Annotated in this window: 12 protein-coding genes; 10 read left to right on the forward strand and 2 right to left on the reverse strand. The window is 72.7% G+C overall.

Annotated elements, in window-relative coordinates; genetic code table 11:
- Positions 1-6 precede the first annotated feature (6 nt).
- The 6 genes from H343_RS0101255 to H343_RS0101280 all read left to right on the forward strand — a co-directional run bounded on the left by H343_RS0101255 (position 7) and on the right by H343_RS0101280 (position 7,701).
- Positions 7-1,896 (forward strand): methylmalonyl-CoA mutase subunit beta, encoded by a 1,890-nt coding sequence (locus tag H343_RS0101255; RefSeq protein WP_028429658.1) that lies wholly within the window; start codon positions 7-9, stop codon positions 1,894-1,896.
- Positions 1,896-4,145 carry a methylmalonyl-CoA mutase gene (gene scpA, locus H343_RS0101260; RefSeq protein WP_028429659.1) on the forward strand — a complete coding sequence of 750 codons (2,250 nt, stop codon included), beginning with the start codon at positions 1,896-1,898 and terminating at the stop codon, positions 4,143-4,145. Before H343_RS0101255 ends, scpA begins: the two co-directional genes overlap by 1 nt.
- A 4-nt stretch (positions 4,146-4,149) precedes the next feature.
- Positions 4,150-5,151 (forward strand): methylmalonyl Co-A mutase-associated GTPase MeaB, encoded by a 1,002-nt coding sequence (gene meaB / locus H343_RS0101265; RefSeq protein ID WP_028429660.1) that lies wholly within the window; start codon positions 4,150-4,152, stop codon positions 5,149-5,151.
- Between the two features lie 235 nt (positions 5,152-5,386).
- Entirely contained in the window at positions 5,387-6,358 is a 972-nt protein-coding gene (locus H343_RS0101270; protein WP_486586740.1) for a universal stress protein, read from the forward strand.
- A gap of 162 nt (positions 6,359-6,520) precedes the next feature.
- The gene (locus H343_RS0101275) at positions 6,521-7,033 is read left to right on the forward strand and encodes a flavodoxin domain-containing protein (protein WP_028429662.1); all 513 of its coding nucleotides are present in this window, start codon (positions 6,521-6,523) and stop codon (positions 7,031-7,033) included.
- The gene (locus H343_RS0101280; RefSeq protein ID WP_028429663.1) at positions 7,030-7,701 is read left to right on the forward strand and encodes a CBS domain-containing protein; all 672 of its coding nucleotides are present in this window, start codon (positions 7,030-7,032) and stop codon (positions 7,699-7,701) included. Before H343_RS0101275 ends, H343_RS0101280 begins: the two co-directional genes overlap by 4 nt.
- A gap of 15 nt (positions 7,702-7,716) precedes the next feature.
- On the opposite strand, the gene H343_RS0101285 is transcribed toward H343_RS0101280, so the two are convergent.
- Positions 7,717-8,571 (reverse strand): (2Fe-2S)-binding protein, encoded by an 855-nt coding sequence (locus H343_RS0101285; protein WP_028429664.1) that lies wholly within the window; start codon positions 8,569-8,571, stop codon positions 7,717-7,719.
- Positions 8,572-8,761: 190 nt separating this feature from the next.
- Between H343_RS0101285 and H343_RS0101290 the strand changes: the two genes are divergently transcribed.
- The 4 genes from H343_RS0101290 to H343_RS0101305 are packed head-to-tail and all read left to right on the forward strand — an operon-like array spanning position 8,762 to position 14,780.
- Entirely contained in the window at positions 8,762-9,973 is a 1,212-nt protein-coding gene (locus H343_RS0101290) for an ATP-grasp domain-containing protein (protein WP_028429665.1), read from the forward strand.
- Entirely contained in the window at positions 9,970-11,808 is a 1,839-nt protein-coding gene (locus H343_RS0101295; RefSeq protein WP_037901816.1) for an IucA/IucC family protein, read from the forward strand. The genes H343_RS0101290 and H343_RS0101295 overlap by 4 nt, the downstream gene beginning before the upstream one ends.
- Before the next feature lie 6 nt (positions 11,809-11,814).
- Positions 11,815-13,557: an IucA/IucC family protein gene (locus H343_RS0101300; RefSeq protein ID WP_028429667.1), complete on the forward strand. Its 1,743-nt coding sequence runs from the start codon at positions 11,815-11,817 to the stop codon at positions 13,555-13,557.
- The gene (locus H343_RS0101305) at positions 13,554-14,780 is read left to right on the forward strand and encodes a type III PLP-dependent enzyme (RefSeq protein WP_028429668.1); all 1,227 of its coding nucleotides are present in this window, start codon (positions 13,554-13,556) and stop codon (positions 14,778-14,780) included. Before H343_RS0101300 ends, H343_RS0101305 begins: the two co-directional genes overlap by 4 nt.
- Here H343_RS0101305 and H343_RS28205 read toward each other — a convergent pair.
- Positions 14,756-16,201: a PepSY-associated TM helix domain-containing protein gene (locus H343_RS28205; RefSeq protein WP_037901819.1), complete on the reverse strand. Its 1,446-nt coding sequence runs from the start codon at positions 16,199-16,201 to the stop codon at positions 14,756-14,758. The two genes, H343_RS0101305 and H343_RS28205, sit on opposite strands and share 25 nt — an antisense overlap.
- Positions 16,202-16,425 lie beyond the last annotated feature (224 nt).

The raw sequence follows: 16,425 nt of genomic DNA on the forward strand, positions 1-16,425 counted from the left end.
TGGGTCATGACGGTCCTGCCTGACGACGAGTTCTCCCTCGCCGCCGACTTCCCCGACGCGAGCCGCGAGGAGTGGCAGCGCCTCGTGGAAGGCGTGCTGCGCAAGACCGGCGCGCCGGAGGCCTCGGGCGCCGCGGCCGAGGAGGCGCTCTCCACCGCGCTGGAGGACGGGCTCACCGCCCGGCCCCTCTACACGGCCTCCGACAGCACCGGCGACCCCGGCTTCCCGGGCGCTCCGCCGTTCGTGCGCGGTGCTAAGCCGGAGGGGAACACGCTCACCGGCTGGGACGTACGCCAGCGCCACCGGCAGCCGGACGCGAAGCGGTGCAACGAGGAGATCCTCGCGGACCTCGAGAACGGCGTCACCTCCGTATGGCTGACGGCCGGAGCCGCGGGCGTGCCCGTGCGGGACCTTCCCGCGGCCCTCGAAGGCGTCCATCTCGACCTCGCCCCGGTCGTACTCGACGCGGGTGCCGAATTCGACGCCGCCGCCGCGGAGTTGATGCGCCTGTACGAGCGGCGTTCCGTCCCGCCCGACGCCGCTCTCGGCAACCTCGGTGCCGACCCGCTCGGACATCTCGCCCGTACCGGCGACGACTCGGACCTGGACGGGCAGTGGGCCCGCGCGGCCCGCCTGGCCGTCACCTGCGACCGTGACCACCCGCACCTGCGCGCGCTCACCGTCGACGCGCTCCCCCACCATGAGGCAGGCGCCTCCCCCGCGCAGGAGCTGGGCTGCTCACTCGCCGCCGGCGTCGCCGCTCTCCGCGAGCTGACGGACGCGGGGCTGAGCCCCGAAGCGGCCTGCGCCCAGCTGGAGTTCCGGTACGCGGCCACCGCCGACCAGTTCCTCACGATCGCGAAGCTGCGTGCCGCGCGCCGCCTCTGGGCCCGCGTCGCCCAGGTCTGCTCCGTCACCTCCGGCGCCGCCGCGCAGCGCCAGCACGCGGTGACCTCGCCGGTGATGATGGCCCGCCGCGATCCCTGGGTGAACATGCTGCGCACCACGGTCGCCGCCCTGGCGGCGGGAGTCGGCGGAGCGGACGCCGTGACCGTCCTGCCCTTCGACGACGCTCTCGGCCTCCCCGACGCCTTCGCGCGGCGCATCGCCCGCAACACCTCCTCCGTCCTGCTGGAGGAGTCCCATCTCGCCCAGGTGACCGACCCCGCGGGCGGCTCCTGGTACGTCGAGCGGCTGACGGACGAACTGGCCCACGCGGCCTGGGACTTCTTCCAGGAGATCGAACGCTCCGGCGGCCATGCCGCCGCGCTGCGCTCCGGCCTGGTGGCCGGGCGGATCGCCTCGTCCTGGGAGCGGCGCAGCGCCGACCTGGCGCACCGGCGCGAACCCGTCACGGGGGTCAGCGAGTTCCCCGACCTGGCGGAGGAACCGGTCGAGCGCGAGGCGGCGCCGGAGCCGCCCGGCGGCGGTCTGCCCAGGGTGCGGCGTGACGAGGCGTTCGAGAGACTGAGGGCGCGCTCCGACGCGCATCTGGCCGCGACGGGTGCCCGTCCGCGCGTCTTCCTCGCCGCCCTCGGCCCCGCGGCGGCGCACACGGCCCGGGTGGGCTTCGCCTCCAACCTCTTCCAGGCCGGAGGCATCGAGCCGGTGCACGAGCCGGTCTCCGTGGACGAGACGTCGGCCGCCGGGGCGTTCACGCGCAGCGGGGCGCAGGTGGCCTGCCTGTGCTCCAGCGACAAGCTGTACGCCGAGCAGGCCGAGGGCGTCGCGGAGGCCCTGAGGGCGGCCGGGGCGAACCGGGTCCTCCTCGCGGGGAACCCCGGCACTGAAGAACGGGAAGCCTACGAACGGGCCGGAGTCGGGGAGTTCGTCCACGGGGGCGGCGACGTGGCCGCCCAGCTCTCCTTCGTCCTCGACCATTTGGGAGTGGCGTGATGCAGGGCGGTGCACAGCGGCAGGGTGCTGTCCCGGATTTCTCGGACATCGCACTGGAGGGGCCGGGAGAGCCGGAGACCCGCGAAGGGGCGTACGCGGCCTGGCAGTCGGCCGTCCAGGAGAGCACCGGCAAGGGCGACGAGGATCTGGTGTGGGAGACGCCCGAGGGCATCGCGGTCAAACCGCTCTACGCCTCCCGTGACCTGGAGGGGCTGGACTTCCTGGGGACCTACCCGGGCATCGCGCCGTACCTGCGGGGCCCCTACCCCACGATGTACGTCAACCAGCCCTGGACGATCCGCCAGTACGCGGGCTTCTCCACGGCCGAGGAGTCCAACGCCTTCTACCGGCGCAACCTGGCGGCCGGGCAGAAGGGCCTCTCCGTCGCCTTCGACCTGCCCACGCACCGCGGCTACGACAGCGATCACCCGCGCGTGACCGGCGATGTGGGCATGGCGGGCGTCGCCATCGACTCGATCTACGACATGCGGCAGCTCTTCGACGGCATCCCGCTGGAGAAGATGAGCGTGTCGATGACGATGAACGGCGCGGTGCTGCCCGTGCTGGCGCTGTACATCGTGGCCGCCGAGGAGCAGGGCGTACCGCCCGAGAAGCTGGCCGGGACCATTCAGAACGACATCCTCAAGGAGTTCATGGTCCGCAACACCTACATCTATCCGCCGCAGCCCTCGATGCGGATCATCTCCGACATCTTCGCGTACACCTCGCAGAGGATGCCGCGCTACAACTCCATCTCCATCTCCGGCTACCACATACAGGAAGCGGGAGCCACGGCCGACCTGGAGCTGGCCTACACCCTCGCCGACGGCGTGGAGTACCTGCGGGCCGGGCTGGACGCCGGTCTCGACGTGGACGCCTTCGCACCGCGCCTGTCGTTCTTCTGGGCGATCGGCATGAACTTCTTCATGGAGATCGCGAAGCTGCGCGCGGGACGGCTGCTGTGGGCGAAGCTGGTGCGCGGGTTCGACCCGAAGAACGCCAAGTCGCTCTCGCTGCGCACCCACTGCCAGACCTCCGGCTGGTCGCTGACGGCACAGGACGTCTACAACAACGTCGCCCGCACCTGCGTGGAGGCCATGGCGGCGACCCAGGGGCACACGCAGTCCCTGCACACCAACGCGCTCGACGAGGCCCTGGCGCTGCCCACCGACTTCTCGGCCCGCATCGCCCGCAACACCCAGCTGCTGCTCCAGCAGGAGTCCGGCACCGGCCGCGTCATCGACCCGTGGGGCGGCAGCGCGTACGTCGAGCGCCTCACGCACGACCTGGCGCGCCGCGCCTGGCAGCACATCGAGGAGGTCGAGGCTGCCGGCGGCATGGCCAAGGCCATCGACGCGGGCATCCCGAAGCTGCGCGTCGAGGAGGCCGCGGCCCGCACCCAGGCGCGCATCGACTCCGGACGCCAGTCCCTCATCGGCGTGAACAAGTACCGGGTCGCCGCCGACGAGAAGATCGATGTGCTGAAGGTCGACAACTCCTCCGTCCGCGCCCAGCAGGCCGAGAAGCTGCGGCGGCTGCGCGAGGAACGCGACGAGGACGCCTGCCAGGACGCTCTGCGTGCCCTGAGCGGCGCCGCCGAGAGGGGCCACCGCGCGGGCGGCGGCTCCGCGGGGACGGAGGGCAACCTGCTGGCGCTCGCCGTGGACGCGGCCCGCGCGAAGGCCACCGTGGGCGAGATCTCCGACGCCCTGGAGCGGGTGTACGGCCGGCACGCCGGTCAGATCCGTACGATCTCCGGCGTGTACCGAGACGAGGCAGGAACCTCACCCGGCGTGGAGCGCACGCGGGAACTGGTCGAGGCGTTCGAGGAGGCCGAGGGCCGCCGTCCGCGCATCCTGGTGGCGAAGATGGGCCAGGACGGGCACGACCGGGGCCAGAAGGTCATCGCCACCGCCTTCGCCGACCTCGGCTTCGACGTCGATGTGGGCGCCCTCTTCCAGACACCCGCCGAGGTCGCCCGTCAGGCTGTCGAGGCGGACGTCCACATCGTGGGCGTCTCGTCGCTGGCGGCCGGGCACCTCACGCTCGTACCGGCGCTGCGCGAAGCGCTCGCCGAGGAGGGCCGGGGGGACATCACGGTCGTCGTGGGCGGCGTCATCCCGCCGCAGGACGTGGACGCGCTGCACGAGATGGGCGCCACCGCCGTCTTCCCGCCCGGCACTGTCATCCCCGACGCCGCCGGCGAACTGCTGAAGAAGCTCGCCGGCCTCCTCGGCCACGAGTTGTGAGGCCATGCCACCGAAGATCGACACCGACGGCTACACCAAGGGCGTCCTGGACGGCTCGCGGGCGCAGATCGCCCGCGCGATCACTCTCGTGGAGTCGACCCGGCCCGCACACCGCGAACTCGCCCAGCGGCTCCTGACCGACCTGCTGCCGCACGCGGGCAGGGCCTGCCGTATCGGCATCAGCGGCGTACCGGGCGTGGGCAAGTCCACCTTCATCGACGCGCTCGGCAGCATGCTCACGGGCCTGGGCCATCGTGTCGCCGTCCTGGCGGTCGACCCCTCCTCCAGCCGCACCGGCGGCTCGATCCTGGGGGACAAGACCCGTATGGAGCGGCTGGCCGCCGACCCGTCGGCGTTCGTACGGCCGTCGCCGACGTCGGGCACGCTGGGCGGGGTGGCCAGGGCGACGCGCGAGACCATGGTCGTCATGGAGGCCGCCGGGTACGACGTGGTGCTGGTGGAGACCGTCGGAGTGGGGCAGTCGGAGACCGCCGTGGCGAACATGGTCGACTCCTTCCTGCTGCTGACGCTCGCCCGTACGGGCGACCAGCTCCAGGGCATCAAGAAGGGCGTGCTGGAACTCGCGGACGTCGTCGCCGTCAACAAGGCCGACGGACCGCACGAGCGCGACGCCCGCTCGGCCGCCCGCGAACTCGCTGGTGCGCTGCGGATGCTGCAACCGCCCGAGGCGCTGTGGACACCGCCGGTGCTCACGTGCAGCGCCCGGGAACAGACGGGCCTGGAGACCGTGTGGGAACGGCTGGAGGCACACCGGCACGTCCTGGACTCCCACGGCCGGCTGGAGAGCAAGAGGCGCGAGCAGCAGGTGGACTGGACGTGGTCCATGGTCCGCGACCAGTTGCTGGCGGGCCTTCGCGGCCACCCCCGCGTCCAGGAGATCGCCCCGGACCTCGAAGCGCAGGTCCGTGAGGGGACGCTGCCGGCTTCGCTGGCCGCCGAGCGGCTGCTGCTGGCGTTCCGGGAGAGCCCCGGCACGGCGTCCTGACGCGCGCCGCACGGCCCGGGGCCGCCGCCCGTGGGCCGAGTTGCGGCCCGCTCCGGGCCGCCCCACCGTAAGGAGGAGGACCTTCCGCTTCTCCGTGCCCCGAAACGCGGTGATGCCCCATGGACGCACAGACCGGTGACCGGAGCACCCGCGGCAGCCGGGCGGCGCGCAGCACGGCATACCCGGCACGGGCAGCACGTGAGAGGCGCGCACGGCGACGGCCGTGGTCGTGGTCATGACCACGACCATGACGGACGGCGTGGTCGTGGGCGTCGACGGATCGCCGTCCAGCCTGATCGCGACGGACCTGGCCGCCGAGGAAGCACGGCTGCGCGGCGTCGCACTGTCCGTCGTGCACGTGCTGTCCCCACCGCCCGCCGCACCCGTCGGGCCGGGGGCCCCGGCAGCGACAGCGACAGCGACAGCGGGGACAGCACCAGCACCGGAAGGGGCACGGGCAGGGCCGGGCACGCTCCCGCCCGGGGCCGCCGCCCCGCGCGACCGGGCGGAGAAGCTCGTGGCCGAGGCCGTCTCACGTGTGCGGGCCCTCGCCCCGGAAGTCGCGGTCTCGGGCGAAGTCGTCGCGGGTGAGACGCTCCCGGTCCTGGTGGAGCACTCGCGGACGGCAGCACTGGTCGTCGTCGGCGGCAGGGGGACGGGCGGCTTCACGGAGCTGCTCCTCGGCTCCGTCGCAGAGCACCTCGCCGCACACGCGCACTGCCCTCTCCTGGTCTCCCGCGGCGGCCTGCAGCCGCCGCCCGGCCCGGTCGTGCTGGGCGTCGACGGCTCCCCGTCCGGCAGCGGCGCCACCGGGTTCGCGTTCGGCCAGGCCTCGCTGCACGGGTGCGGACTCGTGGCCGCGCACATGTGGTCCGAGTGGACCGCCCCTCTCTCCGCCCCGGAGAAGAGATCCATGCCCTTCACCTACGAGCCGGACATGCTGCGTGAAGGTGAGGAGCGTCTGCTGGCCGAGGCCCTGGCCGGATGGCGCGAGAGATTCCCCGACGTGGGTGTTGAGCACCGGGTGCTGCGCGGACGTACGCGCGAAGGGCTCATCGAGGCGAGCAAGGAGGCGCGGCTGCTGGTCGTCGGGCGACGGGGGCGGGGCGGGTTCGCCGGCATGCTGCTGGGGTCCGTCAGTCACGCCGCCCTGCACCACGCGCACTGCCCCGTCGTCGTCGTTCCGCAGGGAGAGCGCCGGGGGTAGCGCCGGCGGGGGTAGCCGGGCGGGCGGACGGAGGAGGGGGCGAGCGGCAGCGTCCTCCGTACTGCTCGCACGGGACCTTCGGCCCCCACGCGGGGGCCTGTCGGCACAGGCAGCAGTGTGGTCCGCGTCCGACTCTGGAGGGGGACAAGGGAAGGCGTAGCGATGGCCGGACAGCGCGTACTCGTCGTCTACAGCAGCAGGAGCGGCTCCACGGCCGGCATCGCCGGCTGGATCGGCGACGGTCTCCGCGACGGAGGGCTGGAAGCGGACGTGGCCCCCGCCGACGAGGTGCGGGAGCTCACCCCGTACGACGCCGTCGTGCTGGGCTCCGCCCTCTACTTCGGCCTCTGGCGCCCGGACGCGCGGCGCTTCGCCCGACGTCACAAGCGTCAGCTGGCCCGTGTGCCCGTCTGGCTCTTCAGCAGTGGTCCCCTCGACACCTCCGCCATGGAGGGTCAGGCGGCCCCCGCTCCCCAGGCTGCCCGGGTCGCGAGACGCCTCGGCGCCGAGGAGCACCGCACGTTCGGGGGGCGGCTCGCGTCGGGAGCGCGGGGAGTGATCGCCGGGCAGATGCTCGGGGAGGACATGGGCGGAGACTTCCGGGACCGCGAAGCGGTACGGGAATGGGGCCGCGACATCGCCTCCCGTCTGCGCTCGCGGCAGGAGCTGCTATGAGTGACCTCTCGCCGAGAGTGACCGCGAACACGGTCAGCGACGTGATGACCCGTACCGTCGTCGCGGTGGGACGGCTCGCCACCTTCAAGGAGATCGTCCACAGCATGCAGGAGTGGCGTGTGAGCGCCCTGCCCGTCCTGGAGGGCGACGCGAGGGTCGTCGGCGTGGTCTCCGAGGGCGACCTGCTGCCCAAGGAGGAGTACCGCGAGCACCGGCCGCGCCTCTTCGAGCCGCGTGAGCGGATGGAGGAGCTGTTCAAGTCGGGCGGGCGCACCGCGGACGAACTGATGTCGAGCCCCGCCATCTGTGTCCACGAGGACGCGCAGGTGGCCGAGGCGGCCCGCATCATGGCGCGGAAGCACGTGAAGCGGCTGCCGGTCGTGGACGGCGACAGCAGGCTGGCCGGAGTCGTCAGCCGTGGTGATCTGCTGAAGGTCTTCCTGCGGCCGGACGGGGAGATCGCCGAGGAGATACGGCACGATGTGCTGCGCCTGCTCCCTCACGACGCCGCCGTCTCGCTCCGGGTCACCGTCGACAAGGGAGTGGCCACCGTCGGCGGCTTCCTGGCCGACACCGCCCTCGTACCGGTCACCGCGCGGCTCGTGCGTTCGGTCGAAGGCGTGGTGGACGTGCGGTTCGAGCTGGACGGCGGACAGCAGGCGGCTTAGAGGGTCACTCCGTGGCTATCCGGCGGTGATGCGCGCCAGTCTGTCCGCGTCCACGGTGCGTGGGCAGGTGACACATGCCTCGCCGGGAGGGACGGTGTAGATGAGGCAGCATCCGGCGCGGGTGCGGGTCGGGTACGAGGTTCCGTCGGCGCCGGACAGCCGCCGGAATCCGGCACCCGCAGGGAACGGCGGGAGCGGGGCGGGCAGCAGTTCACCGGCGGCGGAGACGGCCTTCTCCTCATCTCCTGTGGCACGGCCGAGGTGCCAGATGCCGGCGACGAGGTCGTCCTCGACCATGCCCCACAGAGCCCTCGGACCACGCCGCAGGCGGGGGCCGAGAGCAGCTATCAGGGGACGAGCCCGGTCGGCTACGGCGGTGCGGAGTTCCTGGCGAAGCGCCTCCTCACCCGGCAGGACGGCTGCCCCGGGGAGACCGGCCGCGGGATCGTCGGGCAGGCACGCGAAGCCTCCGGGTACGGCCTGCCAGGCTTCGTCCCGGCGGCTGACCCGCACGTCCTGAGGGCGCTGGCGCGGCACTCGGCGGTCGAGGTACCAGGGCCCGCTGAGCAGCAGGCTGGTGGACCACAGGAAGCGATGGAGCATGCGGGAGGCCACCACGTCCGGACGGGGAACGGTCGCGTAGCGGTCGGTGTGGCGTGCCGTCTCGGTCTCCAGCAGGGTCTCCAGGACCTGCGGCAGACGGGTCAGTTCGCCGAGATCGGCCCAGCCCTGGCCGGCCCCGGAAGCGGGGGGAGCGATGTGGAGGTCCAGGTTCGGAGTCAGAGCGCTCAGACGCCTGTACGTCGAGCGGAGAAGCGCGGAGCAGCTCTTGGCGCCTCGCGCGGAGGCCGACGCCGGGGCCAGGTTCAACGGGACTCCTTGCGGGTGTTGCGGTCTTGACAGCAGCGGGAGGGCCGCACGCGCCCCACCGGGTAAGGCGAACCTTACTCATATGGTTCCGCGTCAGCCGCGCTCCCCTGCCGACCGGTTGGCGCAATTAGGATTACCTAACCTAAGCTCAGCTCCGGCTCCCGTAGAACAGCGCCGGAAGGGTTCCGACATGCAGCTGTACCTGCTCGCTCTGAACCCGACAGCATCGGTCACCGAGGGCTTCCTGCCCGCCGCTCTGCGACGGGGCCTCGACGTCACCCTGCTCACCGACCGCCCGCAGGAGCACGCCGATACGCTCTCGGACGACGCCCGCGGCGCCGCCGTCGAAGTGCTCGGGTGCGACGTGCGGAACGTCGGCTCGGTGGTCGCCCGGATCTCCGGTCACCGCCCGCCCGACGCGGTCTTCACCAACAGCGACCATCTGCAGATGCAAGCCGCGCTGGCCGCGGACTACTTCGCGCTGCCGGCCAAGGACTGGCGCGCGGCGTTACGCACCAAGGACAAGGCGGAGATGCGCCGGCGCCTCGCCGCGGCGGGCGCCGGCACCGTACGGGCCGCCGAGATCACCTCCGAGGACGGCCTCCCGTCCCGTCTGCGGACGCTGGAGGTTCCCTTCCCCTGCGTCGTCAAGCCGCGCGAGGGCGTGGCCAGCGAGGACGTCTTCCTCGCCGAGGACAGCGGGGAACTGGCCCGGCGGTGCGCGAGCATCCGGGAACGGCGCCCGGGCGCGGCACTCGTGGTGGAGGAATACCTCCCCGGTGAGCTGCACACTCTCGAGACCCTGGGAGACGGGAGCCGTCTCCACGACCTCGGCGGCTTCCGTACGAGCCTGTCCCCACCGCCCCACTTCATCGAGCGGGGGATGGTCTACACCCACGAGCACCCCGCCCCGGTGAGGGACGCCGTCCTCGCCCAGCTCGGCGCGCTCGGTGTCGGACTCGGGGCCTGCCACACCGAATTCGTGGTCGACGGCGGTCGCGCCCGGATCATCGAGGTCAACTACCGCGCCGTGGGCGACCAGGGCGATCTGCTGCTCGCCGACCTGCTCGGCATACCGCTCTTCGAGTACATCCTCGGTGTCCACCTCGGCGACCCCCTGCCGGCCCGGCTTCGTCCGCGCCGCCGCGGGGCGGCACGGATCGACTACCCGTGCGCCGACCGGGCGGGCACCCTCACCTCCGCCCCCGGCGCCTGCGACATGGACGCGGCAGAAGTCCACCTGGCCTACCGGCCGCTGCGCGCCGTGGGCGAACGTCACGACCTCCACCACACCAACCGCGACTATCTCGGCGCCCTGCGGACCACCGGCCCCGATCAACGGTCCGTGGACCGGGCCGCCGAGGACTTCCTCGCCGCGCAGCGGTGGGAGATCGCCCCGTGACCACCCCTCACGGGCCCGTGGCTCCGGGACGCGCTCCGGCGGACAGCGCGGCGAGCGCCCCCACACTCAGCGAGAGCCCGGCCGAACGGGAACTTCTGCTGCGGGTGCTCAGCGCGCTGTTGCGCGAGGACGTCGCCGGCCTGCGCACCCGTTCCACCGAGATCGCCGCTCCGGACGGCCGCTGGCTCCGGCTCGCCGACGGCCGCGACCGCGACCGCGCCCTGCTCCTGCCCGTGCGCGACGACGGCTTCCAGTGCACGACGGCGGCCCGTCTCCCGCTGCTGCGCCGGGAGCCGGAGGGCGTGGACCTGACATCCGTCACCGAGGTCCTCTCCGCACTCTCCGCAGTGGCCCACCCCGCCGACCGGCGCGGATTCGACGCCTTCGCCGCCGAGTGCCACGCGGACCTTCTGGCCCGCCGGCTGCACGCCGCGACCCGCGACGAGCTGTACGCACGCCTCACGGCCCGCCACGGCACGGACCCCGCCCGCTGGGAGGGCCTCGCGGCGTCACTCGCCTTCGACAGCCTCGCGGCCCGTACCGATCACCCGGTGTACCCCTCCTCGCGTGCCAGGCTCGGCATGACGGAGCAGCAACTGCGTTCCTGGGCACCGGAGTTCCACCCGCGCTTCCGACTGCGGTGGCTCGCCCTGCCGGCCGGGGACGTCACCGTCTCCGGAGCCGGAGCCGGAGCCGGGGCCGGGACCGACACGGGTCTGCCGCTCCCGGCCGCAGCGGGACTCCCCGAAGCGTGGCGGGGAACCCACATGCTGCTGCCCGTCCACCCGCTCACCGCCGGACCGGCGCTGACGGCGGCTCTGGAGACCGCCGGCCTGAACGGGCGGGCGGCGCTGCTGGAGGAGCCGTATCTGGACGCCGTACCGACCCTGTCGATGCGGACCGTCGCCCTGGCCGGCCACCCCGGCACCCACCTCAAACTGCCCCTGCCCACATCCACGCTGGGCCTGCTGAACCGGCGCTCGATACGGCCGGGCACGCTGCGCGACGGGGCCGCCTGCCAGAGGCTGCTGGAGCGGGTGATCGAGCGCGAGCCACGGTTCCGCCACCGGGTGCTGCTCGCCGACGAGACCTTCCACGCCTCGGCCGGGCACGAGCTGACCAGCGTGCTCGTCCGTCGTCAGCCGCCGGGCCTGGACGACTGCGTCGTCGTCCCCCTGGCCGCGCTGGCGGCCACCGCTCCGGACGGCCGCCCGGTGATCCGCTCGCTGGCCGACCGCTTCCACGGCGGAGAGATCACCGCCCTCCTCGACGGTCTTCTGACGCTGCTGCTGGACTGGCAGACCACGCTCTTCGGCTACGGGATCGCCCTGGAGTCCCACCAGCAGAACGTCTCCCTCGTGCTGGGAGGCCACGACGGCCCCGCCCCTCGTCTGCTGCTCAAGGACAACGACGGGCCGCGTATCAACACCGTCCGTCTGCACCGGGCGCTCGGCGGACCGGACGCCGAGAGCCTCGGCTTCGACGATCCGCGCATCCGCGTCGCCGAGGACGGCCCGGTCGCCGACCTGTTCACCACCGTCACCGTGCACCTGTGCGCGGGCGCGTGGGCGTTCATCCTCGGCAGGGACGGCTCCACGGCACGCGCGTCGCTGACCGGGCTGGTGCGCAGGCGGCTGGAGGAAGCAGTGGACCGGCTCGCCGTCCGGCACCCCGCGGCTGCCGACGTGCTGCGCGCCCATGTGCTGCGGGCGCCCGAACTGCCCGTCAAAGCGATGGTGACGGCCGGGACTCTGCTGACGAAAGCCCGCTCCGGCGCCGCCGACGTCAACAAGCACTACACCACCGGCCCCAACTACCTGTTGCGGAAGGCTTGACCACCCATGCCCGGCACCACCACGGCCCATCCGCACTCCCCCGTCCCCGTGGCGTCGCCGACCGCCGACGAAGCGGTCGCCCACACCCTCCTCAACTGCGTGCTGCGTGAGGTCACGGACGAGGAGACCCGCCGCGTCACGAACGGCCGCCTCCTTCTGCGGCTGCCGCTCTCAGGTGTCGAACTGCGGGTGGCCCTGCGGCGGACGTCCCTGATCGGTGCCCACCGCTTCACCGGCCCCGTCGACGAACACACCCCCGAGTGCGGCTGGACGCGGATCGACTGGCGCCGGCTCGCCACCCGCGTGCACGCCGAGCTCTCCCTGCGCACCGGCACCCGCAACGACGAGTTCCTCGGACAGGTCGCGGCCAGCCACCGGGCCGTCAGCAGCGCGCTGCGCCGCCCCCGTCCCCCGCACCGCGGCCTCCCCGGCGGCCCGCTCGACACCTGCCTCGACGCCTACCTCGACAGCGAGCAGTCCCTCCTGCTCGGCCACCGGTTCCACCCCACCCCCAAAGCGCACGGTGCGGACTCCGCGACCTGGGCGGCGTACGCGCCCGAGGAAGGCGCCCGTTTCCCGCTGCGGCTGCTCGCCGTGCGTGAGGACCTGATCGCCGAGGACTCCTCGGAATATGACGCGCTCGCGGCGCTGGACAGGCTCGGCGAGGCCCCCGCCGGTTTCCGGCTGCTGCCCGCGCACCCCTGGCAGTTCCAGCTGCTGCACCGGCACACCGCCTTCGCCGCCCTGCTCTCGCGGGGCGCGGTGCACGACCTGGGCACCTCCGACGCCGCGGTCACCCCGACCGCCTCGGTCCGCACCGTGTACGACGGCACGACGTTCCTGAAGTTCAGCCTCGACGTGCGCATCACCAACTGCCTGCGCAAGAACGCACACTACGAACTCACCGGAGCGGTGGCCCTCACCCGGCTGCTGCGGCCCGTGCTCGAGGATCTGACCGTGCGCCACCCCGGCGCGGCGGTGCTCCGCGAGCCCGCGTACCGCAGCCTCGCGGTGCGCGGCCCCGACGGCCGCACGGACCGGACGCTGCTGGAGGGCTTCGGAGTGATCGTCCGGGAAGGTCTCGGACCTTACGTCCCCGTCGGAACCACACCGCTGCTGGCGGCCGCCCTCGCGGACGAATACCCCACCGGTCCGGGACGGGTCGCCGCCCTGCTGGACGGCGCGGGTCCGTCCGCCGCCGCCGCGTGGTGGGGCAGCTACGTGGACCTCATCGTTCCGCCGGTGCTGTCCGCCTTCTTCCTGCACGGGCTGATCCTCGAACCGCACCTGCAGAACGTCGTGGTCTGCGTCGACGGGGACGGCGCACCGGTGCGGGTGGTCTTCCGCGACCTCGAGGGCACCAAGCTGGTGTCCGGAACGCACCGCGACGCTCTGTCCGGGCTGCCCGGAGAGGTCGCCCGTTCCCTCACCTACGACATCCGCCGCGGCTGGGACCGCGTCGTCTACTGCCTGCTCGTCAACCATCTCTCCGAGATGCTGTCGGCCGTCGCCGACCTGCACCCCGGTACGGAGCCGGCACTGTGGCGACGCGTCCGCCACACGCTCGCCCGGTGCGCCGGAAACCTGGGCGACCCACCGCCGCTGCGGGCACTGCTCGCCGGGGAGGCGCTGCCCGCCAAGGCCAACCTCCTCACGCGCTGGCAACGCGTGCCGGACCGGGAAGCCGACTACGTCCGGCTGCCTTCCCCGCTGACCCACCCGGCCGTGACGAACGGAGCTGTCGGTTGAACCTGCTCACCCGGGCCGTGCGGGAGACCGCACTCGCCCTCGGCCCCCACGAACTGCCCTGCTACATCTACGATCTCGACGCGCTGCGGCAACACGCCGCCACCGTCCGCGCGGCCCTTCCCGAGTCCGTGGAGCTGTACTACGCGGCCAAGGCCAACCCGGACACGGAGATCCTGCGGACGCTGGCGCCGTTCACGGATGGATTCGAGGTCTCCTCCGGCGGGGAACTCGCCCACGCAGCCGCTACTGTTCACGGTCAGCCTCTCGCCTTCGGCGGCCCCGGCAAGACACCCGAGGAGATCGCGGCAGCCCTCACCGCCGGCGTGCGGCGCTTCCACGTCGAGAGCCTTCACGAACTGCGGCTGCTGGCCCGGCTGGCTTCCCGTCACCACCGGGAGCCTGCGGCGACGCCCCGTGTCCTGCTGCGCTTCAACCCGCCCCTCTCCGCGGACGCCCTGGCCGGCAGCGCACTGGCCATGGGAGGCCGGCCCACGCCCTTCGGGATGAACACGGCCGAAGTGGCCGAAGCCATGGGGATGTTCGCCCGTCACGAGCTGCAAGGACTCGAACTGGCAGGTCTGCACGCCCACTTGGCGAGCGGTCTGGGTGCCGGCGCCCAACTCGCGCTCACCGGGGAGGTCGCCGCCGGGGCCACGGAACTCGCCGCCCGGTGCGGCGTCCGGCTGCGCGAACTCACGGTCGGCGGCGGCATGGCCGTCGACTACTCCCGCCCGGCGTCGCGCTTCGACTGGCCCTCCTTCGGGGCCGGGCTGGCCCGACTCGCAGAGCGGCATCCCGGACCCGTACTGCGGATCGAGCCGGGGCGTGCGCTGACGGCGTACTGCGGCTGGTACGCGACGGAGGTGCTGGACGTGAAGAGCAGCCACGGCGAGGAGTTCGCCGTCGTCCGCGGCGGCACCCACCATCTGCGCACGCCGGCGGCCAAGGGGCACGACCAGCCGGCCGAGGTCCTCCCGGTGGAGCGCTGGCCCCATCCTCTGCCCCGTCCGGCCGCGCGGGGCGGCCACGTCAGCTTCACCGGGCAGTTGTGCACCCCCAAGGACGTCCTGGCCCGCGGCGTGCCGGCACCGGGACTCCGGGCGGGCGACAGGGTCGTCTTCGCACTGGCGGGCGCATACGCGTGGAACATCTCCCACCACGACTTCCTGATGCACCCCCGCCCCGGATGCCGCTACCTTCACCCGCCCGAGCCGGCGCTCTGAGCGCGAGGACGGCCGTCCGGCTCTTGGTTCCGGCGAATCCGGCCCGTCACGAGATCCACGACGAGGAACAGCAGCAGCGGTATGCCGAACCATGGCAGCCAGTACCCGACCAGCGCCGTCACCACAGCCCCCGGAGCCAGCACCTTCCCGGGGATGCGCCGCCACGCGCCGCGCGCCGGAGCGCGTCCCGGCCGCGGCAGCCACCCGGTCGGGGCGTCACCGCGCGTGGGGCGGCGCAGCCACCACATCCGGTATCCCCAGAAGATCATTCCGATCAGCGCAAGGGCGAGAAGGGCCAGCACGATCTGGTTGACCAGGCCGAACAGCAGGCCCATGTGCGCGTCCACGCCCCAGCGCGACAGCTTCGCCAGCAGGGGGTAGTCGTCGAAACGGAGGGTCGCGGTGATCTCTCCGGAGTCCGGTGCGACCGCGACGGAGTCCTGCCGCTCGGGCCAGGAACGGGTGTTCTCCTTCACGACGTACGCACTGCCGCTGTCGGCGGGGGGCGTGATGTCCAGGACGCCTCCGAGTCCGGCCTCCCTCGCCTCGCGGACGGCTCCGTCGAAGCCGATGTCCCGGCCGTCCGGCTTCCCCGGTCCGTCAGTGTGCGAAACGGTGGCGGCGACCTCCGGCGTGGGACTGTTCAACTGCTCCCGCAACTGAGTGATGTTGGCCCCCGCGTAGGCGGACCACGTCAGCCCCGTGGCGGACAGGCCCAACAGGCCCGCGGCCGCCCACAGCCCGACCGCGCCGTGCCAGGACCTCACCCGCCGGCGCCCGGGAGGAGCCGACTGCTCCGGCAGCAAGGTGCGGCGCAGCCTGCGGCGCGAGCGACGAAGCCCGACCCACAGCACCAGTCCCCCGGCGACCTCCACCCACAGCCAACTCGCCGCGATCTCACTGTAGTTGCGACCGAACTCGCCCAGGTGCAGGTTGCGGTGCAAATCGTCGAACCACGCCCGGACCGGCAGCCACTGGCCGAAGGTCTCCAGCGTGCCCAGCACCGAGTGGTCGTACGGGTCGACGAAGGCTGTCCGCGTGTACCCCTCCTTCAGCCCCGGCTCCTCGAAAACGACACGGGTGCTGTCCTCGCGGCCGGGCCCGGTCGTCACCGAGACCAGGGAGCCGTCCGGCGCAGCCTTCTTCGCCGCCGCCACCTGAACCGCCAGCGAGTCCGGCTCGCCCCGGGGGCTCACCTTCAACTCGTCCTGGTAGAGCGTCTTCTCCACCTGAGGCATCGCCGTATAGAAGAGACCGGTCACGGCCGCGACGAGCAGGAACGGCGCGATGAAGACGCCGGCGTAGAAGTGCAGGCGCAGCAGCAGCGCCCGTGTTCCGGACCGCGTGTCCGCCGTCCCGGACGCCGGAGTCCCGGAGGGTGGCTCCTCCAACTGCGTCGTGGCCGCCGTCGTGTTCGCCATGGTGTTCCTCTCCGTGCTCCCATCGGTCCCCACTCGTGGGGTGCCGGCAGGTAGTCGGGCTGAGAGAGGGCGGAGTTCCAACCGGGCGACATGCGGCAGCATGACGTACGTCACATCCGACGAACGCGGCCCCGTTACCGGGCGCCGTCCCGGCCTTGCCGTCAGCCGGTTCGTGACGGTGCCCACGGCGGGCGTGTTCGCGGAAGACGCCGCGTGCACCCATG

It is taken from the genome of Streptomyces sp. TAA204, assembly GCF_000424965.1.

What these genes read in the sequence shown, in the direction of transcription:
- H343_RS0101290 (WP_028429665.1), top strand. Translation starts at nt 8,762, where the DNA reads ATGCAGCTGTACCTGCTCGCTCTGAACCCGACAGCATCGGTCACCGAG.
- meaB (WP_028429660.1), top strand. Translation starts at nt 4,150, where the DNA reads ATGCCACCGAAGATCGACACCGACGGCTACACCAAGGGCGTCCTGGAC.
- H343_RS0101280 (WP_028429663.1), top strand. Translation starts at nt 7,030, where the DNA reads ATGAGTGACCTCTCGCCGAGAGTGACCGCGAACACGGTCAGCGACGTG.
- H343_RS0101275 (WP_028429662.1), top strand. Translation starts at nt 6,521, where the DNA reads ATGGCCGGACAGCGCGTACTCGTCGTCTACAGCAGCAGGAGCGGCTCC.
- H343_RS0101255 (WP_028429658.1), top strand. Translation starts at nt 7, where the DNA reads ATGACGGTCCTGCCTGACGACGAGTTCTCCCTCGCCGCCGACTTCCCC.
- scpA (WP_028429659.1), top strand. Translation starts at nt 1,896, where the DNA reads ATGCAGGGCGGTGCACAGCGGCAGGGTGCTGTCCCGGATTTCTCGGAC.
- H343_RS0101270 (WP_486586740.1), top strand. Translation starts at nt 5,387, where the DNA reads ATGACCACGACCATGACGGACGGCGTGGTCGTGGGCGTCGACGGATCG.
- H343_RS0101300 (WP_028429667.1), top strand. Translation starts at nt 11,815, where the DNA reads ATGCCCGGCACCACCACGGCCCATCCGCACTCCCCCGTCCCCGTGGCG.
- H343_RS28205 (WP_037901819.1), bottom strand. Translation starts at nt 16,201, where the DNA reads ATGGCGAACACGACGGCGGCCACGACGCAGTTGGAGGAGCCACCCTCC.